General features: G+C 76.4%; 21 protein-coding genes and 1 pseudogene. 12 read left to right on the plus strand and 10 right to left on the minus strand.

Annotated elements, in window-relative coordinates; all coding sequences use genetic code 11:
• Positions 1 to 13: 13 nt before the first annotated feature.
• Positions 14 to 658, minus strand: coding sequence for a GntR family transcriptional regulator (locus ACI784_RS12275; protein WP_456924551.1), 645 nt, complete (start codon positions 656 to 658; stop codon positions 14 to 16).
• Between the two features lie 123 nt (positions 659 to 781).
• On the opposite strand from ACI784_RS12275, the gene ACI784_RS12280 reads away from it, so the two are divergent.
• From ACI784_RS12280 to ACI784_RS12300, 5 genes and pseudogenes are all read left to right on the plus strand, one after another.
• Entirely contained in the window at positions 782 to 1,699 is a 918-nt protein-coding gene (locus tag ACI784_RS12280) for a LysR family transcriptional regulator (protein WP_457013670.1), read from the plus strand.
• A 37-nt stretch (positions 1,700 to 1,736) separates the two neighbouring features.
• A complete protein-coding gene (locus ACI784_RS12285) occupies positions 1,737 to 1,934 on the plus strand; it encodes an antitoxin (protein WP_456924553.1) in 198 nt (65 codons plus the stop codon).
• A gap of 52 nt (positions 1,935 to 1,986) precedes the next feature.
• Entirely contained in the window at positions 1,987 to 3,036 is a 1,050-nt protein-coding gene (locus ACI784_RS12290) for a DUF3500 domain-containing protein (protein ID WP_456925905.1), read from the plus strand.
• Positions 3,037 to 3,264: 228 nt separating this feature from the next.
• A complete protein-coding gene (locus ACI784_RS12295; RefSeq protein ID WP_457013671.1) occupies positions 3,265 to 4,200 on the plus strand; it encodes an alpha/beta hydrolase in 936 nt (311 codons plus the stop codon).
• A gap of 79 nt (positions 4,201 to 4,279) precedes the next feature.
• Positions 4,280 to 5,005: pseudogene (locus ACI784_RS12300) on the plus strand (flavin-containing monooxygenase); the annotation flags it as partial.
• 993 nt (positions 5,006 to 5,998) lie between these two features.
• On the opposite strand, the gene ACI784_RS12305 reads toward ACI784_RS12300, so the two are convergent.
• Positions 5,999 to 6,691 (minus strand): GntR family transcriptional regulator, encoded by a 693-nt coding sequence (locus tag ACI784_RS12305; RefSeq protein WP_457013702.1) that lies wholly within the window; start codon positions 6,689 to 6,691, stop codon positions 5,999 to 6,001.
• 104 nt (positions 6,692 to 6,795) lie between these two features.
• Between ACI784_RS12305 and ACI784_RS12310 the strand changes: the two genes are divergently transcribed.
• Complete coding sequence (locus ACI784_RS12310) at positions 6,796 to 7,746, plus strand: alpha/beta hydrolase (protein ID WP_457013672.1); 951 nt, start codon at positions 6,796 to 6,798, stop codon at positions 7,744 to 7,746.
• Between the two features lie 182 nt (positions 7,747 to 7,928).
• Positions 7,929 to 9,461, plus strand: coding sequence for an ATP-dependent DNA ligase (locus ACI784_RS12315; protein ID WP_457013673.1), 1,533 nt, complete (start codon positions 7,929 to 7,931; stop codon positions 9,459 to 9,461).
• A 7-nt stretch (positions 9,462 to 9,468) separates the two neighbouring features.
• Here the strand turns inward: ACI784_RS12315 and ACI784_RS12320 are convergent, their stop codons facing one another.
• Both ACI784_RS12320 and ACI784_RS12325 read right to left on the minus strand, forming a co-directional pair.
• Positions 9,469 to 9,720: a hypothetical protein gene (locus ACI784_RS12320; RefSeq protein ID WP_456925925.1), complete on the minus strand. Its 252-nt coding sequence runs from the start codon at positions 9,718 to 9,720 to the stop codon at positions 9,469 to 9,471.
• Between the two features lie 140 nt (positions 9,721 to 9,860).
• Complete coding sequence (locus ACI784_RS12325; RefSeq protein ID WP_457013674.1) at positions 9,861 to 10,931, minus strand: maleylacetate reductase; 1,071 nt, start codon at positions 10,929 to 10,931, stop codon at positions 9,861 to 9,863.
• A gap of 366 nt (positions 10,932 to 11,297) precedes the next feature.
• On the opposite strand from ACI784_RS12325, the gene ACI784_RS12330 reads away from it, so the two are divergent.
• The 3 genes from ACI784_RS12330 (at position 11,298) to ACI784_RS12340 (ending at position 12,927) form a co-directional block, all read left to right on the plus strand.
• Entirely contained in the window at positions 11,298 to 11,633 is a 336-nt protein-coding gene (locus tag ACI784_RS12330) for a hypothetical protein (protein ID WP_457013675.1), read from the plus strand.
• Positions 11,634 to 12,145: 512 nt separating this feature from the next.
• Positions 12,146 to 12,349 (plus strand): cold-shock protein, encoded by a 204-nt coding sequence (locus ACI784_RS12335; protein WP_135147180.1) that lies wholly within the window; start codon positions 12,146 to 12,148, stop codon positions 12,347 to 12,349.
• 128 nt (positions 12,350 to 12,477) lie between these two features.
• Positions 12,478 to 12,927, plus strand: a complete 450-nt coding sequence (locus ACI784_RS12340) for a DUF5709 domain-containing protein (RefSeq protein WP_456925254.1) — start codon at positions 12,478 to 12,480, stop codon at positions 12,925 to 12,927.
• Between the two features lie 7 nt (positions 12,928 to 12,934).
• On the opposite strand, the gene ACI784_RS12345 is transcribed toward ACI784_RS12340, so the two are convergent.
• On the minus strand, positions 12,935 to 13,480 hold the full coding sequence (locus ACI784_RS12345) for a bifunctional adenosylcobinamide kinase/adenosylcobinamide-phosphate guanylyltransferase (RefSeq protein ID WP_457013676.1): 546 nt from the start codon (positions 13,478 to 13,480) through the stop codon (positions 12,935 to 12,937).
• Positions 13,481 to 13,605: 125 nt separating this feature from the next.
• On the opposite strand from ACI784_RS12345, the gene ACI784_RS12350 reads away from it, so the two are divergent.
• Positions 13,606 to 14,298 carry a Clp protease N-terminal domain-containing protein gene (locus tag ACI784_RS12350; protein ID WP_457013677.1) on the plus strand — a complete coding sequence of 231 codons (693 nt, stop codon included), beginning with the start codon at positions 13,606 to 13,608 and terminating at the stop codon, positions 14,296 to 14,298.
• A 4-nt stretch (positions 14,299 to 14,302) separates the two neighbouring features.
• Here ACI784_RS12350 and ACI784_RS12355 read toward each other — a convergent pair whose 3' ends face one another.
• On the minus strand, positions 14,303 to 14,509 hold the full coding sequence (locus tag ACI784_RS12355) for a hypothetical protein (protein ID WP_457013678.1): 207 nt from the start codon (positions 14,507 to 14,509) through the stop codon (positions 14,303 to 14,305).
• Positions 14,510 to 14,675: 166 nt separating this feature from the next.
• Positions 14,676 to 16,073, minus strand: coding sequence for a ferredoxin reductase family protein (locus ACI784_RS12360; RefSeq protein WP_457013679.1), 1,398 nt, complete (start codon positions 16,071 to 16,073; stop codon positions 14,676 to 14,678).
• A 339-nt stretch (positions 16,074 to 16,412) separates the two neighbouring features.
• Here ACI784_RS12360 and ACI784_RS12365 point away from each other — a divergent pair, with 339 nt between their 5' ends.
• Entirely contained in the window at positions 16,413 to 17,435 is a 1,023-nt protein-coding gene (locus tag ACI784_RS12365; RefSeq protein ID WP_456925259.1) for an LLM class flavin-dependent oxidoreductase, read from the plus strand.
• 87 nt (positions 17,436 to 17,522) lie between these two features.
• Here the strand turns inward: ACI784_RS12365 and ggt are convergent, their stop codons facing one another.
• From ggt to ACI784_RS12380, 3 genes are all read right to left on the minus strand, one after another.
• A complete protein-coding gene (gene ggt, locus ACI784_RS12370; RefSeq protein ID WP_457013680.1) occupies positions 17,523 to 19,319 on the minus strand; it encodes a gamma-glutamyltransferase in 1,797 nt (598 codons plus the stop codon).
• 82 nt (positions 19,320 to 19,401) lie between these two features.
• Positions 19,402 to 20,280 carry an alpha/beta fold hydrolase gene (locus ACI784_RS12375; protein ID WP_457013681.1) on the minus strand — a complete coding sequence of 293 codons (879 nt, stop codon included), beginning with the start codon at positions 20,278 to 20,280 and terminating at the stop codon, positions 19,402 to 19,404.
• 46 nt (positions 20,281 to 20,326) lie between these two features.
• Positions 20,327 to 20,857, minus strand: coding sequence for a copper chaperone PCu(A)C (locus ACI784_RS12380; protein WP_457013682.1), 531 nt, complete (start codon positions 20,855 to 20,857; stop codon positions 20,327 to 20,329).
• Between the last annotated feature and the right edge of the window lie 146 nt (positions 20,858 to 21,003).

A 21,003-nucleotide genomic window follows, 5' to 3' on the forward strand; every position in this document is an offset into this window, starting at 1 on the left:
CGGAGGTGGTGGGTCAGTCGGCGGTGGGTCGGGCGAGGGCGGCGACGACGCTCTCGAAGTGGCTGCGCGCCGCCGCCTCGGCCGCCCGGGGATCGCGGGCCACGATGGCCTCGACGACCCGCCGCAGCTCGGTGAGGGACTGCTGCGCGCGGCCGGGCCGCAGGGACAGCTGGAACTGGTGGCGCACGATCTGGGCCTGCAACCGCTCGATCATCCGGCCGGCGGTGGCCTGCCGCGCGGTGGCGCGGATGACCGAGTGCAGCTCGGCGACGAGCGCGGAGTACTCGAGCAGGTCGCCGTCGGCCACGGCCCGCTGCATGCGGTCGCACTGGCCGCGCAGCCGCTCGGCGTCGGCCGCGGTGACCCGTTCGGCGGCCTTGGCGGCCAGCAGGCCCTCGAGGACCAGGCGGCACTCGGTGATCTCGACGGCCTCGGCGACGGAGACGGTGCGCACCCGGGCGCCGCGGTTCGGGATGCGCTCGACCAGCCCCTCGGCGATCAGCACGTCGAGCGCCAGGCGGACGGCGTTGCGGCTCACGCCGAAGGCCTCGGCGAGGTCGGCCTCGACCAGCCGGTGCCCCGGGGGCATGTCGCCGCGGGTGATCGCCGCGCGCAGGCGGTTCTCGGGAGCCTCGCGGCCCTGCGATCCGACGTCCACGGCGACCTCCCTCGTGCGCTCCCCGACACCCTATCGTCCTGTCGGCAGGGTTGTCGACAATCCTGCTGACAGACGGACGGGCGGCACACTGTCCCCACGAGCCCCCGGCGAGCGGAGACGGCCATGGACCTGCGGCAGCTGGAGTACGTGGTGGCCGTCGCCGAGGAGCGCAGCTTCACCCGGGCCGCCGCGCGCTGCCACGTCGTCCAGTCCGCCCTGAGCGCGCAGGTGGCGCGGCTCGAGCGGGAGCTCGGCGTCACGCTGTTCCACCGCACCAGCCGCTCGGTCCGGCTGGCCCCGGCCGGGGAGCTGCTCCTCCCCCACGCCCGGGCCCTGCTCCGGGGCGCCGAGGTGGCGCGGGCCGTGCTCGACGAGTTCTCCGGGGTGGTCACCGGGCGGCTGCGGCTGGGCATGGTCGGCACCGCCGGCCGCGGCGTGCCGGTGCTCGAGCAGGCCCTGCTCGCCTTCCACCAGCGGCACCCCGCCGTGGAGATCGCCGTGCAGGACTCCGGCAGCCGGCACATGGCCGAGCAGGTCCGCACCGGGGACCTCGACCTCGCGTTCGTCGGCCTGGCCGCCGACCAGGTGCCCCCGGGGGTCGTGCACCACCTGCTCGCCGACGAGCCGCTCGTGGCCGTCGTCCCCCGCACCCACGCCCTGGCCGCAGCCGGCCACACCTCGCCGGCCGCGCTCGCCGCGGTAGGACAGTTCGTGGAGATGCGCGCGGAGTCGGGGCTGCGGCTGCAGGTCGACGCGGCGTTCGAGCGGGCGGGGGTCGAGCGGACCATCGCCTTCGAGCTGGGCAGCTCCGACGCCGTCGTCCGGTTCGCCGGCCTCGGGTTCGGCGCCGCCCTGGTGCCCGCCTCGGCGGCCGAGGGGGTCGCCGACGTCGCCGTCCTGACCGTCGGCGACGCCGCCGCCCGGCACCCGATCGGCCTCGTGCACCGCGCCCCGGAGCCCTCGACGCCGAGCGCCCACGCCTTCCTGGCCCTCCTGCGGGACGGCGCGGAGGGAGGCATCGGCGCGGCCCGGGCCGGGTAGGGGCGCTGCGCCCACACCCCACAGGGAGGAGCACGACATGGACGTCGGAGGACTCGGCGACAAGGCGAAGCAGGCCCTCGACAGCGAGAAGGGCGAGAAGGTCAGCGACCAGGGGCTGGACAAGGCCGAGCAGTTCGCCGACGACAGGACCGGCGGCAAGTTCGACGCCCAGTCGGACAAGGTCGGCGACATGGCCGACGAGCGGATCGGCCAGCAGGACGCCGGCGGCGCCTGACGTCCGCGGCGGTGGGTGGGCGGGCCCACCCACCGCCGGAACGGACCGGCTGATGGATCCCCTCGACGACGGACGGCCCGCCCCCGCGGTCGTCGCCGGCCGGATGGCCGCCGCGGCGACGGCGTGGCTGGCCTCGCTCGACCCCGGCCAGCGGGACCTCGCCCGGCGCCCCGGGCCGGTGGCCGGCCCGTCGGCGGAACGGGAGCGGGTGCGCTGGCACTACGTCCCCACCGACCACGGCGGGCTGCCGCTGGGTGCGCAGCGCCCCCTCCAGCAGTCGCTCGCGATGGAGCTGGTGAGCACGGGCCTGTCGACGGCCGGCTACGTGACCGTCTGCGCCGTCCTGGGCCTGGAGAACGTGCTCGACCGCGCCGAGGGCTTCCCGCGACGCGGTGGCCGGGAGCGGTACCGCGACCCCGGCCTGTACTACCTGCGGGTGTTCGGCGAGCCCGGCGGCACCGACCCGTGGGGCTGGCGTCTCGGCGGGCACCACGTCTCGCTGAACAACCTGGTGGTGGACGGGCGGGTGCGGGCGGTGACCCCGTGCTTCCTCGGGGCCAATCCGGCCGCGGCCCCGCTGCTGGGGGGCGGCGCGCTGCGGGCGCTCGGCGGCACGGAGGACCTCGCGCGGGAGCTGGTCCGGTCGCTCGCGCCGGACCTGCGTGCCCGGGCGGTGCTCCTCGACCGCCCCCCGTCGGACATCGTCAGCCGCAACCGCCCGCGGCTGCTCCCCGGCGACGACGGGGACCCCGGGCCGGACGACGGCCGGCTGGCCCTCACGCGGGAGCCGCGCGGACTCGCGGCCGGGGAGCTGGACGGCACCCAGCGGGCCCTGCTCGAGGCGCTGCTCGCGGCGCACCTGGGACGGGTTCCCGACGGCGTCGCCCCACCCGTGGACGTCGACGGCGTCCACTTCGCGTGGGCCGGCTCCACCGAACCCGGCCGGCCGCACTACTTCCGCCTGCAGGGGCCGCGGCTGCTCGTGGAGTGGGACGACACGCAGGACGGCGCCAACCACGCGCACTCGGTGTGGCGCGACCCGGAGGGCGACTTCGGCCTGGACGCCCTCGCCGAGCACCGGGCGGCGCACCACACGCGCTGACGCGTCGGCCCGCCAACGGGGGTCCCGGCGATTCCCGCCGAGCCGGCGCGGTGAGCCGCTGCGGATCCGTGCCGCCGTCGTCGTGTCCACCGGGACCGTGACTTTTGTGGGCCGGCGGCACATTGACCCTCGGCGACGATGCATCCTATTTTGTGGCGGCGATCACATCCCATCGGGTGACGAGCGGACCCCGATGGCCAGAGCCCCACTGACGTCGAGGGAACGCGCATGGCACTGGACGAGGCGACGACGGCCTTCCTGACCCAGATGGCAGCCGGTGGCGGTCCGCCGCTGCACGAGATGACCCCTCAGGAGGCCCGCGGGCTGACCGCCGCGCTGCGCGAGCTGTACGGGCCGGGGCCGGAGGTGCACGAGGTCCGCGACGAGCGCGTCCCCGTGGCCGGCGGCGAGATCCTCGTCCGGGTCCTCACCCCCACCCCGACACCGCGCGGTGTGCTGGTCTACCTCCACGGCGGCGGCTGGGTCATCGGCACCGCGCCCGAGTTCGACACCCTCGGCCGCGTGCTGGCCGACCGCACCGGCATGGCCACCGTGCTCGTCGACTACCGGCTGGCCCCCGAGCACCGGTACCCGACCGCGGTCGAGGACTCGTGGACGGCGCTGCGGTGGATCGCCGAGCGGCGGGAGTCGCTCGGCGGCAGCGGCCCCCTCGTCGTCTGCGGCGACAGCGCCGGCGGCAACCTCGCGGCCGTCCTGGCCCAGCGCGCCCGGGCGGCCGGCGCGCCGGACATCGACCTGCAGGTGCTGGTCTACCCCGTCACCGACGCCGGCATGGACACCGAGTCCTACGCCGACCCGGCCAACCAGCTGATGCTCTCGCGCGACAGCATGGTCTGGTTCTGGGACCACTACGCGCCCGACCCGGACTCCCGCCTCCAGCCGGACGCCGCACCGCTGCGGGCCGCCGACCTCTCCGGCCTGCCGCCGGCGGTGGTCATCACCGCCGAGCACGACGTCCTGCGGGACGAGGGCGAGGCCTACGCCCGCCGGCTCGCCTGGGCGGGCGTGCCGGTGGACCTGCGCCGCTTCGACGGCCAGATGCACGGCTTCTTCACGATGGTCGGCCTGCTGCCCGGATCCGCGACCGCCATCGACCACGTCACCGCCGCGATCGCCGCGCGCACCGCCTCTCAGCCCGCCTGAGCCCGCTCCCCCACTCCACGACGGCCGTCCCGGCCGGCGTGCCTTCCCCACCCCATCCCGGCTCCGCCCAGGAGGACCCGTGTCCGCACCAGCAGCCGACCCCCAGGCCGCGACCCCGTCCGTACCGGCCACCGTCGACGCCGTCATCGTCGGCGCCGGCTTCTCCGGCATGTACCTGCTGCACCGACTCCGAGGCATGGGCCTGACCGCGGTGGTGTTCGAGGCCGGCACCGACGTCGGCGGCACCTGGTACTGGAACCGCTACCCGGGCGCGCGGGTCGACATCGAGAGCCTGGCGTACTCCTACTCCTTCGACCCGGACCTGGAGCAGCACTTCGAGTGGCAGGAGCGCTACCCGACCCAGCCCGAGATCCTCCGGTACGCCCAGCACGTCGCCGACCGCTTCGACCTGCGCAGGGACATCGTCTTCCGCACCCGGGTGACCGCCGCGCACTTCGACGAGGAGACCGGCACCTGGGAGGTCCGCACCGAGCACGGGGACGCGGTGACCGCCCCGTACCTGGTCATGGCCACCGGGTGCCTGTCGGCGTCCAAGCACCCGGAGATCCCGGGCCGCGAGACGTTCAAGGGCGCCAGCTACCACACCGCGCACTGGCCGCACGAGGGCGTGGACTTCACCGGCCTGCGCGTCGGCGTCATCGGCACCGGGTCCTCCGGCGTGCAGTCGATCCCCGTCATCGCCGCCGAGGCCGCCGACGTGACGGTCTTCCAGCGCACCCCCGCGTACTCGCTGCCCGCCCGCAACCGGAAGCTGCGCCCCGACGAGATCGCGGAGATGAAGGAGCAGTACCGGTCCTACCGGCAGGCGCAGAAGGAGTCCGCGTTCGGCGTCCCGATCGCGCCGGCGACGAAGTCGGCGCTGGAGGTGTCCGCGGAGGAGCGCGAGGCACGGTTCGAGGAGGCCTGGGAGAGCGGCAGCCTGGTCAACCTGCTGACCACCTACACCGACCTCACGCTCTCCCAGGAGGCCAACGACCTCGCCCGGGAGTTCGTCCACCGCAAGGTCAAGCAGATCGTCGAGGATCCCCAGACCGCCGCGGACCTGTGCCCCGAGTACCCGATCGGCACCAAGCGCCCCTGCCTGGACACGCAGTACTTCGAGACCTACAACCGCCCGAACGTGCACCTGGTCAACCTGCAGCGCGAGCCGCTGGTGGAGATCACCGAGAAGGGCATCCGGACGGCGGCCGACGAGTACGTCTTCGACGCCATCGTCTACGCCACCGGCTTCGACGCCATGACCGGCTCGCTGACCAACGTCGACATCCGCGGCCGGGGCGGGGCCTCCCTCAAGGAGACGTGGAGCGCCGGGCCGCGGACCTACCTGGGCATCGGCTCGGCCGGCTTCCCGAACCTCTTCATGATCACCGGCCCGGGCAGCCCGTCGGTGCTGTCGAACATGATCGTGTCGATCGAGCAGCACGTGGACTGGGTGTGCGACGCCATCGCCCACCTGCGCGACCAGGGCCTGCGCACGATCGAGGCCAGCCAGGAGGCCCAGGACGCGTGGGTCGACCACGTGAACCTCATCGCCTCGTACACGCTCTACCCCAAGGCGAACTCCTGGTACATGGGCGCGAACGTCCCCGGCAAGCCACGGGCGTTCATGCCCTACGCCCGGCGGCGTCGGCGAGTACCGGAAGAAGTGCGACGAGGTCGCCGCCAAGGGCTACGAGGGCTTCCTCCTGAACGCGTGACCACCACCTGCCGCGGCGCCCGGGTCACGGACGACGACGTCCGTGACCCGGGTCGGCGCCGCGCCCCGGCGCCGGCGCCGTCAGGTGCCTCCGCCGTCCCCGGGCCACAGGGAGCGCTCCACCGCCGCGCGGAACTCGACGTAGATCTGCCGGTAGCGGGCCACGGCCCCGGCGCGGTCGCCCCGCTCGAGCAACTCCAGCACGGCGCCGTAGCCCTCGACCCACGGCCGCCAGGAGTCGCTGTGGGAGTCCATGGCCAGCATGCGCAGCACCCGCACCACCACCAGGTCCAGCATCGACTGGAGCTCCCGGTTGCCGTTGGCCATCACCACGATCGTGCTGAAGTCCGCCCCGGCCGCCGAGGCCGTGGTGACGTCGCCGCGGGCGAGCGCGGCGGTGTACTCCGCGTAGCGGGTGCGCAGACGGGCGAGGTGCTCCTCGGTCAGGTTGTCCACGCCCCCGGCGAACCCGGCGCAGGCCAGCAGCTCCATGACGTCGACCAGCTCGAGCGCCGACTTCTGGGTGAGGCCGGCGACCTTCCGGGTGCGGTTGGGCGCGACGTCGACCAGGCCCTCGGCGGCCAGCTGGGTGATGGCCTCGCGCACCGGGGTGATGCTCACGCCCAGCCGCGCCGCGAGCTCGGCGTCCTTGAGCACGGTGCCCGTCGGCAGCTGCCCGGAGGTGATCTCCTGCCGCAGCCGCCGGAGGACCGCCTCCCGCCGCGTGAGCGGGACCTCGAACGACGACGTCACCGGACCCCCTCTCCCGGTCATCGTGCCAGCCGGGCGCCGCACCCGCCCGCCGCTGCACCCTCGTCCCCCGGCCGCACCCTCGCCGGTCCCGCGCACCGCCCCGCACCCGACCCGATGGAGGACCCATGTCCCGCCGTGAGCTGATCGACCCCGAGTGCCGCGTCCCGCTCGACGGGCTGCTGGAGGCCCTGCCCGGGGGCTTCAACTCGATCCCCGACATCGTGGCCCGGCGGGCGGCGGTGCAGCAGATCCTCGCGTCCATGGACGTCCCGGAGAACCCGAACGTCACGAAGGAGGACCGCGCCGTCCCCGGGCCGGAGGGCGAGCCGGACATCTCCGTGCGGATCTACCGCCCGGCCGGCGCGACCGGCACGCTGCCGGGCGTCTACTACATCCACGGCGGCGGGATGATCCTCGGCGACGTGGCCGGGGAGGACGTCGCCGCCACGATGCTGTGCGAGCAGCTGGGCGCCGTGGTGGTCTCGGTGGAGTACCGCCTGGCCCCCGAGCACCCCCACCCCGCCCCGGTCGAGGACTGCTACGCCGGGCTGCGCTGGATGGCGGCCAACACCGCCGACCTCGGGGTGGACGCCGACCGGATCGCCGTCTACGGGGCCAGCGCGGGCGGTGGCCTGACCATCGCCACCGCGCTCCTGGCCCGCGACCGCGGCGGCCCGGCCATCCGGTTCATGATGCCGATCTACCCGATGATCGACGACCGCAACGAGACGGCGTCGAGCCAGGAGATCACCGACATCGGCATCTGGGACCGCGCCGGCAACGTCGAGGCCTGGGCCTGGTACCTCGGCGGCAAGCCGGCCGACGAGTACGCCGCGCCGGCCCGGGCCGTGGACGTCTCGGGGCTGCCGCCGGCCTTCATCGACGTCGGCACCGTCGACCTGTTCCGCGACGAGGACATCGGCTTCGCCCAGCGCCTGATGGCGGCCGGTGTGCCGTGCGAGCTGCACGTGTACCCGGGCAGCTACCACGCGGCGGAGACCTTCGCGCCCGACGCGTCGCTGTCCCGCCGCATCTGGGGCACGCGCATCGACGCCCTGCGCCGCGCCCTCACCTGATCGCGGTACCCCGGGGGGGGGGGGGGGGGGGGGGGGGGGGGGGGGGGGGGGGGGGGGGCGGGGGGGGGGGGGGGCGGGGGGCGGCGCGCCCCCCCCCCGCCCGCCCCCCCCCCCCCCCCCCCCCCCCCCCCCCCCCCCCCCCCCCCCCCCCCCCCCCCCCCCCCCCCTGCCACGATCCCCCCGTGCTGCTCGCCGACGTCGTCGCCGCCTCCACCGCCGTCGCGGCCACCCGCTCCCGCACGGCCAAGGCGACGGCGATCGCCGACCTGCTGCGCCGCGCCACGGACGACGAGGTGCCTGCGGTCACCGCATGGCTGGCCGGTGAGCCGCTGCAGCGCCGCCTCGGCGTCGGCTGGCGCACGCTCGCCCCGCTGACCGGGGAGCCCGCCGCGGCGCCGGCCCTCGCCGTGACCGCCGTCGACGCGGCGCTGGGGGAGCTCGCCGCGACCGGCGGGGCCGGCTCCACCGCCCGCCGGGAGACGCTGCTGCGCGCCCTGCTGGGGGCGGCCACCGCGGACGAGCAGCGGTTCCTCGTCCGCCTGCTCACCGGCGAGCTGCGCCAGGGCGCACTGGAGGGCGTCGTCCTCGACGCGGTGGCCACGGCGGCCGGCGTCCCGGCGGCGGGGGTCCGGCGGGCGTTCATGCTGTCGGGCAGCCTCCCGGAGACCGCGGCCACCGCCCTCACCGGCGGCGCGGCCGCGCTCGACGCCGTCTCCCTGCGGGTCGGCCGGCCGGTGCGGCCCATGCTCGCCAGCCCGGGTTCCTCGCTGGACGCGGCCCTGGAGGACCTCGGCGCCGACGTGACCGTGGAGTTCAAGCTGGACGGCGCCCGCATCCAGGTGCACCGGGACGGCCACGACGTCCGGGTCTGGACCCGCACGCTGCGGGAGGTGACCGACGGCGTGCCGGAGCTGGTCGACCGGGTCCGCGCGCTGCCGTGCACGACCGCCGTCCTCGACGGCGAGACCCTCGCCCTGGACGACGACGGCCGGCCGCGGGCCTTCCAGGAGACGATGAGCCGCTTCGGCAGTGACGCTTCCGATGCCGGCGTGCTGCTGAGCCCGTTCTTCTTCGACCTGCTGCACCTCGACGGCCGCGACCTGCTCGACGAGCCGCTGTCGGTCCGCCTCGACGCGCTGGCCGGGTTGCTGGCCGCCGACGAGCACGCCCCACTCCGCATGCCGGGCGTCCGCTCCCCCGACCCGGACCGGGCCGCGGCGGTGCTGGACGGCGCCCTCGCCGCGGGACACGAGGGCGTCGTGGTCAAGGCCCTGGACGCGCCCTACGCCGCGGGTCGGCGCGGGCGGGCCTGGCAGAAGGTGAAGCCGGTGCACACCCTGGACCTCGTCGTGCTCGGCGCGGAGTGGGGGTACGGCCGCCGCGCGGGCAAGCTGTCGAACATCCACCTGGGCGCCCGCGACCCCGACGGCGGGGAGCCGGTGATGGTCGGCAAGACCTTCAAGGGCATGACCGACGAGCTGCTGGACTGGCAGACCGCGACCTTTCCCGAGCTGGCCCGGGAGCGGCCGGAGTGGGGCGTGCTGCTGCGGCCGGAGCTGGTCGTGGAGATCGCCCTGGACGGCGCACAGCGCAGCCCCCGCTACCCCGGCGGGGTCGCGCTGCGCTTCGCCCGGGTGCTGCGCTACCGGCCGGACAAGACACCGGCCGAGGCCGACACCCTCGACGCGGTGCGCGCGCTGCTGGCCGGCGGCTGACCGCGCCTCAGTGGGTGGCGCTGGACCGCAGCGCGCCTCCCCCGACCTCCCGCAGCGCCGACACCGCGAGCACGCGGCTGGTCGGGTAGAGCTCCACGTCGGCGTCCTCGGTCAGGTGGTCGACGACGGTGAGCCAGCCCGGCGGGCCGAACCGGAGGATCCGCGGGGGCAGGTCGACCACACGGCTCGGGTCCTCGGCGTCCCGCAGGACCACCCGCCCCTCGTAGAGGTGCCGGTCGTTGACGGTGGTGATGTCCATGCGGACAGCGTCCTCGGCGCGGGGGGGGGGGGGGGGGGGGGGGGGGGGGGGGGGGGGGGGGGGGGGGGGGGGGGGGGGGGGGGGGGGGGCGGGCGCGGGGGGCCCCCCCGCCCCCCCCCCCCCCCCCCCCCCACGGCCTCTCAGGCGGGGTGCTCGCCCGACCAGGCGCGGTCGAGCAGCGCGGCGACCGATCCGACGTCCAGCGGCCGCGGGTTCGGGTAGGGGGCGGCGACGACCCGCTCGGCGATCGCGCGCAGCCCGTCGCGCGGCACGCCCAGGTCGGAGAGCGTCGTCGGCCCGTCGTGGGCCCGGGCCAGCGCGGAGACCGCCGCCACCGGGTCCGGCCCGGCGACGCGCCGCAGCCGGGCCGCCGCCGCGGGGGCCGCGGGCAGGTCGAAGGCCATGACGTGGGCCAGCAGCATGGTGTGCAGCTCGGCGTGCGGCAGGTCGAACGCCCCGCCCAGGGCGTGCGCGAGCTGGTGGTGCAGGCCCATCCGCGTCTGCGCCAGGCAGATCCCGGCCAGCCAGCCGGCCGCCTGCAGCCGGCTGCGCCCGGGCAGCCCGGCCGGGTCGGCCAGCACCTCCGGCAGCGCGCCGAGGACGCCGTCGACGGCCTCGGTCGCCAGCGCGTCGGTCACCGGGGATGGATCCGGTGCCCACAGCGCCTCGACCGCGTGGGCGAGCGCGTTCATGGCGCTGGTCCGGGTGAGACCGGCCGGCATGCCGACGGTGAGCTCCGGGTCGTAGACGACGGTGCCGGGGGCCAGCGCCGGGTCCCGCCGCGTCGTCTTCACGCCGTTCTCGGTCTCGCCGAGCACCGGGGTCACCTCCGACCCGGCGTACGTCGTCGGGACGGCGACCTGCGGCACGCCCGTCCGCGCCGACACCGCCTTGGCCAGGCCGATCGCCGACCCGCCGCCGATCGCGACGACGCAGTCCACGCCGGTCTCGGGCACCAGTGACATCGCCTCGGCGGTGACGGCCACCGGGGTGTGCACCGCCGGCCGGTCGAAGCGGGCGGCGAGTCGCGGGCCGAGCCCGGCGGCGACCGCGTCGGCGGCCGCGCCGGCCGAGCGGGTCGCCACCAGCAGCACCCGGCCGGCGCCCAGCCGCGCGACCTCCTCGGGCACGAGGCGGCGCGCGCCGGCGCCGGTGAGCACCCGGGTCGCCAGGGTCTCGTGCACGGTGACCGGGGTCGCCGTGGTGGTCATCGCCGCCTCCAGCGGATCGTCGGTCTGGGGGCGGCGGCGCGGGCCGGCGTCGCGGCGTCGCGGGACGCGGTCATGGGAGGGCTCCTGCGGGTGGACTCGGGAACGAGGTGCCCAGTGGACCTGGCGAGCACGCTCCGGCGCCAGTGGTTCGCTCTCCGCATCGGACACGGCCGGGGCGGCCGGCCCCTCCGCAGCCCCGGGCGTGGGACGCGGGCCGGGCCGTCGCAGGGCCGGGCGCGTAGCGTGGGGGTGCGGGCCCGGTCCGGTGCCCGCACGGGGAACACCCGACGGACGCGCGACGCGCGCCGACCCGGCGCCTCCCACCGCGGAGCGGAGCCCCGCCCCGCTGACGAACCGAAGGACCGCATGGCTGCACCTGCCCTCACGTTCTTGGCCCCGCCGTCGTCCACGACCGACGACACCGCCCCCGACCCGATCCCCGCCGCGCGGACCCGCTCCGCCGGCCGGTCGCCCGAGCGCGGCTCCCCGCGCGCCGGCGGGCTGCGGATGACCCGCGGCGCGCGGGAGGCGGCGACCGGCATGAAGCTCGCCGACGGCGACATCCAGCGCTGCCTCGACGCCCCCGACGACGTCACGCCCGACCCCAACGCCCCCTCCCGTACCCGGTTCCGCCGCGGCGGGCTGACCGTGCTCGCCGGCGCGGACGGCATGGTGCTGCGGGTCAGCCGCGCCAAGCGCTGAGCACCGGGCGGCAGGGGTAGCGTCCCCCCGGAGCGAAGGGGGACCCCATCACCGGTCATCGCGGACGCTGCGCCGAAGCCCATCTCGGGTGCCCCTGCCGGGGTGACGAGACCATCCACGAGGATCGCTCCCGCGCGATCACCGACGCCCGGGCCCGAGGGGACGAGCCGGTGGAGTGCCCCGAGTGCGGCGCCCCGACGACGCCGCTGGCCATCGTCACCTGGGGCAACTGCCGGGCCTGCCGGACCGCCCACTCCCGCGTGACCGACCCGCTGCGCTGGTGACCCCCGGCGGCCGCGGGCACCCCCGACGGGTGGGTGTGACCGAACCGGCCCGGGCGCGGGCGCTGGATCCCGTACAGTGGGTCGTGGTCGCTGTTGTGCCTCTGCCTCGTTCACGGACGTCCGCAGTCGTCTCTGCCTGACGTTCCTCTCGGTCCTGCCGGTCGGTGCGGCGACCCCGCACCGGCACACGCCGGCGCGGACACCCCCAGCACGGAAACGAGAAGGCACATGGCCCAGGGCACTGTGAAGTGGTTCAACGCGGAGAAGGGCTTCGGCTTCATCGCGCAGGACGGCGGCGGCGCCGACGTCTTCTGCCACTACTCCGCCATCGTCAGCGACGGCTACCGCTCGCTGGACGAGGGCCAGCAGGTCGAGTTCGACGTCACGCAGGGCCAGAAGGGCCCGCAGGCGGAGAACGTCCGCCCCGTCTGACCTCCGCTCGACGAGGGGCCCCGGCGCACCGCGCCGGGGCCCCTCGTCGCGTCCGAGGCTGGTGCCGCTGCCCCCGTCCGGAGCAGGCTGGGGCGGACGGTGGCGACGACGACGCCAGGAGGCGGCGCATGTTCCCGTACGGCACGCCCGACGACCTCGACGGCGAGAACGACTCCGGCGTCCTGGAGCCCGAGGACACCCTCGACGACCGCGGCTCCGACCCCCTCGACGAGGGCTGGTCCCCGGCTGAGCGCCCGTGGGCGGTCGACGACTGGGGCACCACCGGGGACGAGGAGGAGCGCGGGGAGAGCCTCGACGGCCGGCTCGCCCGCGAGCTGGCCGATCCCGTGCCCGACGACGGCGACGGCCTCGGCGACACCTCCGACACCGACGGCGAGCTGCTCGACGACGAGGTCGGCGACCTGCGGGCCGGCCGGCTCGCCGAGGACGACGACGGCACGGGCGCCGACACGGAGGCCGAGTTGGTCGCCTTCGACCGCGGGATCGACGGCGGGGCGGCGTCCGCGGAGGAGGCGGCGGTCCACCTGGTGACCGAGCGGGACCTCGACGACCAGTAGCGGGCGGTCAGCGCAGCCGCTGGGGGACGCCCGCGGTGAGCAGCCAGACGCGGTCGGCGGCCGCGGCCACCCGGGCGTTGAGGGCGCCGAGCTCGTCCCGGAAACGGCGGCCGGAAGGGGTCGCGGGCACCACGCCACTGCCCACCTCGTTGCTCACCGCCGTCACCACACGCCGCGTCCCGGCCCAGGCCGCCACGAGCCCGTCGACCGCCGCCGCCAGCCGGGTGTCCGCGCCCGGCTCGGCGGACCACACCCCGCAGGCGTCCATCGTCCCGGCCAGCCAGGTGGTCAGGCAGTCCACCAGCACCGGTGGCCCGGGGCGGCTCAGGACCATGGCCAGGTCGAGGGTCTCGACGGTGCGCCAGGACGGCGGGCGGCGGGCGCGGTGCCGCGCGACGCGGTCGGCCCACTCCGGGTCGCCGGGGCCGGGCGCCGGGCCGCAGGCCACGAACTCCACCTCGCGCACCCGCGCCAGCGCCCGCTCGGCGAAGGTCGACTTCCCCGACCGCGCGCCGCCGAGGACGAGCACCCGTCGTGGCCGTCGGCCGATCACGCAGGCCGTCCGCAGGGGCGGGGGTCGGTCGGCATCGGCGTCCAGACGTCGGGAGCAGAGGCGCCGACACGGTAACCGTCAACGCAGGGTTGACGCTGGCATGGCGTCAACCTACGGTTGACGGCATGACGCAGCCCGCCGGCGCCGTCCGGCTCGACGACCTCATCGCCGCGATCACCCGGGCCCACGAGACGCCCCTGGACCAGCTCTCCGGCGCGGTCCTGCTCGGTGAACACCTCGGCGAGGTGGCCGACCACCTCATCGGGCACTTCGTCGACCGGGCCCGCCGGGCGGGGGCGTCGTGGTCCGACATCGGCGGCAGCATGGGCGTCACCAAGCAGGCCGCCCAGAAGCGCTTCGTGGCGAAGGCGGGCGAGGTACCCCTCGACCCCAGCCAGGGTTTCAGCCGGTTCACCGACGAGGCCCGGGCCGCGGTCGTGCGCGCCCAGGAGGAGGCGCGCGCGGCCGGCAGCGCCACGATCGGCGTGGCCCACCTGGTGCTCGCGCTGGTGGCCGACGACGGCAGCCAGGCGGCCCGCGCCGTCGTCGCCGCGGGGGCGTCGCTCGACGCCGTCCGGCGGACCGCCACGGCGACGCTGCCGCCGGCCGCCGCCGACGTCCCCGAGCTGATCCCGTTCGACGCGCACGCCCGACGGATCCTCGAGCTCACCTTCCGCGAGGCGCTGCGCCGCGGGGACGACGCCATCGGCGGCGGGCACCTCCTGCTCGCGGTGCTGGAGGCCGAGGACGGCACCGGCGTGCTGGCCGCCCAGGGCGTCACGAGGGCCGCCGTCGAGGAGCACCTGAACCGGGGCTGACCCGTCAGGCGTGGCCGGACGGCGCCTCGTAGGGGTCGGCCGGCGCCTGTTCACGGGGCGCCTCCTCGACCGGGACGTCGGTGTCGCCGCGCGTGGGCACGCCCCGCTCCACGGGCGGATCCGGCGGCACCGCCTCGGCCGGGGTCGCGGGCGTGCGGGGCCCGTCGGCCGGGCGGCCCGCGGCCGCGTACTCGTCGTCCCGATCCGCCATCGCCGGACCTCCTCGTCCCCGGGGCTGTCCGTGGCCCCTACCCGCACGGGCGCGGGACCAGGCACGGCCACCGGGTCAGCCGTGGACCGCCGCCCACAGGACGCAGAGGCCGAGCAGGACCCAGCTGACGACCCAGGCCGCCGAGGTCGTTCCCGGAGTGCGCACGTCACACCATCCCGAACTGTTCGCTGTGGATGCGGTCGGCGGGGACGCCGAGCCCGCCGAGGGAGTTCCGCACGGCGCCGACCATCTCCTCGCGCGCGCAGACGAAGTACTGCAGCGAGCGGTGGTGGGCCGGCAGGTGCCGGGCGAGCACGCGCTCGTCGATGCGCCCGCGCTCCCCCGGCCACGTCTCGGTGGGCCGACTGATCACGTGCACCACGGTGAGGTCCAGCCGGCCCCGGAGTCGCTCGAGCTGCCGGATCCCGGTGATCTGGTCCTGGGTGCGGTTGCCGAGGAACAGCCAGCACGGACGCCGGTCGCCCCGGTCGGCGAGGGTGGCCAGCATGCTGAGGAACGGCGTGACACCGACCCCCGCGGCCACGAACACGAACCCCATCCCCGGGTGCCGCTCGAGGGTGAACGAGCCGTGCGGGCCGTCGACGTAGACGGTGTCGCCCAGGCGCAGCCGGCGGATGGAGCGGGTGAACTCGCCGACCTGCTTGATCGTGAACTCCACCCGGCGGCGCTCGGCACTGGAGGAGATGGAGAACGGGTGGTAGGTCGGGGTGAAGGCGGTGCGGCGCGGCAGGATCCAGGCGAACTGACCGGCCTGGAAGGAGAAGTCCTGGCCGCCGTGGCGGTGCGCGGGCTCCAGCCCGACGGTCACGCTGCCGCCCGGCTCGGGCCACAGCTCGACCACCTGCCAGGGTCGGCGCCGCAGCCGCAGCGGCTTGACCAGCCGCACCCACACCGCCAGCCAGAGGAACGCGGCGGTGTAGACCGCCCAGGTCCCGCGCACCCACGGCTCGCTGAAGTGGCGGCCGACGAGGAACGCGTGCCCGAGCCCGGCCAGCACGGTGGTCACGCCCATCAGCGAGTGCACGACGTGCCAGACCGGATAGCTGATCCGCAGGGCCCGCCGCCAGATGGACGTCGCCATGAGCACGCCCAGCGCGGCCACCGACAGCCACGCGAACTGGGCGCGCAGCGGAGCGTCGAGGACGTCGAGCAACACCCGGTAGCGGCCGTCGGCCAGGAAGAGCAGCAGCGGGTGTCCGAAAGCCGCGACGACGGCGAGGAAGGAGACCTGCCGGTGGTAGCGCAGGACCCAGTCGATGCCGAACGGGGCGGTCGCCCGGGTGAAGCGGGCGGCGAGGGCGAACTGCAGCCCGAGCACCGACAGGGCGAGGAAGCCCAGCGCCACCGACAGGTTCACCACGAACCCCCGCCCGGGCTGGGCCTCGGTGGAGCACAGGGCCAGCGGGGCCGCTCCGAGGAGGGCGTGCAAGGCCAGCCACGCGACGGCCTGCCGCCCGGCCGAGGGCGCCCGGCGCGACCGGGGAGCGCCCAGGGCGACCGCGGGGTGCTCGGCGGTGATCTGCTCGACGAGGACCGCCGTCACGGTCGGCCCTCCACCGGCGCCAGGGGCCCGCGGATCCGGGGGTGGTGCATGTGCTCTCTCCAGTGCCGGGGGCATTCCGCTACGGGCGGTGTTCGGTGGGCGACTGTAGGTGAGCGACGACGGGCACCGTCAAGGCCGAGCGGCCCACCCGGGGCGACCTGCCTGGTCAGCCGCGGGTGTGTCGCTGCCCACACCGCGGGCCGACCGGCGCGCCGTCCACGGGCGTGTCGCGGGCCGGACGGGGACCGACCCGCGCCGGGATCCCTGTCGACACGTCGGCGACATCTGCCGACCGGGCGCGGTCGCGCCGGCTCCTGCCCCGTCGGCGATGATCACCGCATGCCCGCACCCTCGGCCCCGCTGCAGAAGCTGGGCTTCCTGACCATCGGCTCCTTCGACGGCGCCGACCCGGCCGCGGGTCACGAGACGACGCTGCGGGTCATCGAGCTCGGTGAGCGGCTCGGCTTCGACAGCGCGTGGGTGCGCAACCGCCACCTGCAGTACGGCATCTCCTCACCGGTCGCCGTCCTCGCCGCCGCGACCCAGCGCACCCGGCGCATCGAGCTCGGCACGGCGGTGATCCCGCTGGGGTGGGAGAACCCGCTGCGGCTGGCCGAGGACCTCGCCACCGTCGACGTGCTCTCCGGCGGCCGGCTCAACCCCGGGGTGAGCGTCGGCCCGCCCATGCACTGGGACGACGTCAAGGACGCGCTCTACCCGGACACCGCCGACGCCGAGGACTTCTCCTACGAGCGGGTGTCCCGGCTGCTGCGCCTGGTCCGCGGCGAGCGGGCCAGCACCTTCGCCGGGCGGGAGGGCGTGGTCGAGGAGTGGTCGGACCGGGTCCAGCCGCACTCCCCCGGGCTGGGCCGGCGGATCTGGTACGGCGGCGGGAGCCTGCGCTCGGCGCAGTGGGCCGGCGAGCAGGGGATGAACTTCCTGACCAGCAGCGTGGTCAAGGCCGAGGAGTCCGAGGACTTCGCCGAGATCCAGCGCTCGCACGTCCGGGCGTTCCGGGCCGCGCACCCCGACGGCACCGCGGCGCGGGTCTCGCAGGGGCTGGTGGTCATCCCGACCGACAGCGCCACGGCCGACCAGCGGGAGCGGTACGCCGCCTACGCCGCTGCCCGCACCCCGCGGACCGCCGCACCGCAGGGCCCGGCCCGGCTGCTGTTCGCCCGCGACCTGGTCGGCACGTCGGAGCAGATCGCCGAGCAGCTGTCCGCCCACGCCGGCTTCCAGGAGGTCACCGAGGTGGTGTTCGCGCTGCCGTTCAGCTTCACCGACGCCGACTACGAGCAGATCCTCACCGACATCGCGACCCGGCTGGGTCCGGCCCTGGGCTGGCGACCGGCCGGCTGACCCCGGCCACGCGCGGTCAGGGCGACCACGACGACGGCGCTCCCGCTCGTGCTCACCACCGGCGGCGGCGTCCGCCGGCCGGGGCCGCTACCCGGCGTCGGCGAGGACGTCGTGGACGACGCCGGCGCTGCCGCCGCCGCGGCGCTCCGGCTCGGCCGCGGCCAGCAGCAGCCCGCCGGGCAGGAACTCGACGCCGGTCGCGGCGCCGATCTCGGCCACCTCGGCGAAGGCGTGCCCGCGGGCGGTGAGGTCCGCGCCGTGGGCGGCCAGGAAGGCCGGCTCGGCGTCCGTCGTGGTGCCGTTGCGGGAGCTGGCGCGGGGCGCGGCGATCGCGTCGGCCAGGTCGGCGTGGCGGTCCAGGCGGTCCACCAGCGTCTGCAGCACCGTGGTGATGATCGTGGCGCCGCCGGGTGAGCCGAGCGCGAGCACCGGCGCGCCGTCGTCCAGCACGATCGTCGGCGCCATGCTGCTGCGCGGCCGCTTGCCCGGCCCCGGCAGGTTCGGCTCGGGACGGGCCGGGTCCGCGGCGGCGAACGTGAAGTCGGTCAGCTCGTTGTTGAGCAGGAACCCGCGGCCGGGCACGGTGATCCCGCTGCCGCCGGTCTGCTCGATGGTGAGCGTGTAGGCGGCCACGTTGCCCTGGGCGTCGGCGACGGTGAGGTGGGTGGTCGACGGGCCCTCGCTGTCGCCGCCGACCGTCGTGCCCGCCGGTGCGGGACACGGCTCGTAGGCGCCGTCCGGGACTCCCGCGGCCACCGGCCGGGGAGCCGCACGGGCCGGGTCGATCGCGCAGGCCCGCTCGGCGGCGAAGCCGTCGGACAGCAGCTCGGCCAGCGGCACGTCGGTGGTCGCGGGATCGGCCACGTAGGCGTTGCGGTCGGCGAAGGCGACCGCCGACGCCTCCAGGTACAGGTGCAGGGCGTCGGCGTCGGACAGCGAGCCCAGCGGGAACCGCTCGAGCACGTTCAGCGCCTCCCCCACCGTCGAGCCGCCGCTGGACGGCGGCGCCATCCCGACCACCTCGAGGCCGCGGTAGCCCACCCGCGTCGGCTCCCGCAGCGGCGCGTCGTAGGCGGCGAGGTCGGCCTCGGTGAGCAGGCCGCCGCGCACCGCGGCGGCGCCGGCGGCCTCCGGCGGGTCCTGGGCGGTGCGGACGACGTCGCCGGCGAGCTCCCCGGTGGCGAACGCCTCGGCGCCCTCGGCGGCGAGTTCCTCGTAGGTGCGGGCCAGGTCAGGGTTGCGGAAGACCGAGCCCACCTCGGGCAGCGCGCCGCCCGGGAGCCACAGCTGCGCGGAGGCGGCGAAGCGGCGGAACTTCGCCTCGTTGTCCGCGGTCTGCTGCCGGAACGTCTCGTCGACGACGAACCCGTCCTCGGCCAGCCGGGTCGCCCCCTCCAGTGCCTCGGCCAGCGACAGCGTGCCGAACTCCGCCAGCGCGCGCTCCCACGTCAGCGGCGTCCCGGGCGTGCCGACCGACAGGCCGCTCTGCACCGCCTCCTGCAGGGGCAGTGGGGCGCCGGCGGCGTCGAGGAAGGCGTCCGGGCCCATCGCCTGCGGCGCGGTCTCGCGGCCGTCGATCGAGGAGACCGCGCCGGAGGCGGCGTCGTGGTAGAGGAAGAAGCCGCCGCCACCGACGCCGGCCGAGTACGGCTCGCTGACCCCGAGCGCGGCGGCCGCGGCGACCGCCGCGTCGGCGGCGTTGCCACCGGCCGCGAGGACCTCCAGGCCGATCCGCGTGGCGTCGGGGTCCACGGTGGCGACGGCACCGCCGGTGCCGATCGCGACCGGCTGCCGGTCCGGGGCGGCGGCGGCCGGCGGGGCGGTGGCGACGGCGCCGGCGGCCAGCGCGGCGAGGGCGACCAGGGTGGGGGCACGGCGGGGCATGGCGACTCCCGGAGCATCGACGGCGCCGTCCCATCGCACACCCGCCCGGGTTCCGCCGCCATCCGGGACGACGACCGGGGACTCAGCCGCGCAGCCCCGCGTACACGCGCGCGGCGTGGTCGAACACGAAGAAGTGGCCCTCGCCGGGGACCCAGTGCACCGTGCTGCGCGGCAGCAGCGCGGAGAGCACCCGGGCCAGCCCGACCGGCACCTGCCAGTCCTGGGTGCCGTGCCAGACGTGCACGTGCTGGCGCACCGCCGACAGCGGGAAGCCCCACGGCCGCAGCAGCAGGGCGCGGTCCTCGGCGACCGGGCCGGGCCCGTGGCGCAGGCCCTCGGCGAAGGTCGCGACCAGCAGCCGCCGGACGGTGGGCCGCCCGAGGACTCGCCGGTCGGAGGGGTTCAGCCGCGCCTGCAGGTACCGCGGGATCAGCGCCGGGCTGCGGGCGGCCGGCACGAACAGCGGCTTGAGCAGCGCGGCCACCGGCGACGTGCTGCGGGCGGCCGAGCGCAGCTGGTGCGGCACCCAGTCCGGCCACGCCCACGGCCACGGGACGTCGGGCGGCGGCGCCCCGCCCAGCACCCCGACGCCGCGCACCCGGTCCCCGAAGGCGGCGGCGCAGGCCAGGGCGTAGGCGGCGCCACCGGAGAGGCTGAGGACGTCGAACGGCCCCACCCCGAGGACGTCCAGCAGCTGGCGGACGTCGTCGGGCCAGTCGGTCACCCGCCGGCCGGGCCGCGGATCGGAGTCGCCGAAGCCGGGCCGGTCGGGCACCACGAACCGCACGCCCCACCGCCGGTAGTCCTCCGGGTCCTCCACGTGCCGCTCCAGCCGGGAGCTCGGCGAGCCGTGGCAGCCGAGCACCACCCGGCCGTCCGGGTCGCCGTACTCCGCGTAGGCGAGCACCCGGCCGTCGTGCAACCGGACGGTGCTCTCCCGGGGCCCCGCGCCGCCGTCCACGCCGCTGCCGTACCCGCGCCCGGCCGCTCGACCCGCCCCGTGCGGCTCAGTCCACCGGACCCGGGCCGGGGGCGACGGGCACGTCGAGGGCCACCTCCCCGGCGCTCTGGAAGGTGAAGGTGACCCGCACGGTGTCGGTGGGTGCGATGGGGTCCGTCACGCCCTCCAGCTGGAACCGCACCGGGCCGGTGACGGCCTCCACCTGGCCGCCGGCCGGTACCTCGATGCCGGCGGGGCTGGCCTGACCGGACTCGTCGAGCAGCTGGACCGACTGCGCGGCCGGCGTGGTGACGCCGACGAGCCGGTCGGCGTCCTCGGCGTCGTTGGTGACCACCCCGCGCAGCGGCACGGACGCCCCCGCCGCGACGGTGTCCTCGGCGTCGAGGAAGAAGTCGTCGAGCGAGACCTGGCCCACCGAGCCGTCGACCCCCGCGGTGTCGGGGGTCTCCTCCAGCGTCTCCGCCTCGTTGCCGGCGTCGCACCCGGCCAGCGCCAGGACGGCGACGACCCCGGCGGCGGCTCCGGCGGCCGACCAGCGGCGGGGACGAGAGGGGCGGGGCGGTCGGGGCTGGGGCACGGGGCTCTCCCTCCGCGGGTCCGGCTGTCCGCGCGGACCGTCCCGCCTCTCCGGTCCGGACGCCAGGGGCGGCGGTCCCTCGGACGACGGCCTCTGGTCCCGCCCCCGCCTCCCCCGGCACCATCGGGGGCCTGGCGAGAGGGCGG

Source organism: Geodermatophilus sp. SYSU D01186, from assembly GCF_054050215.1.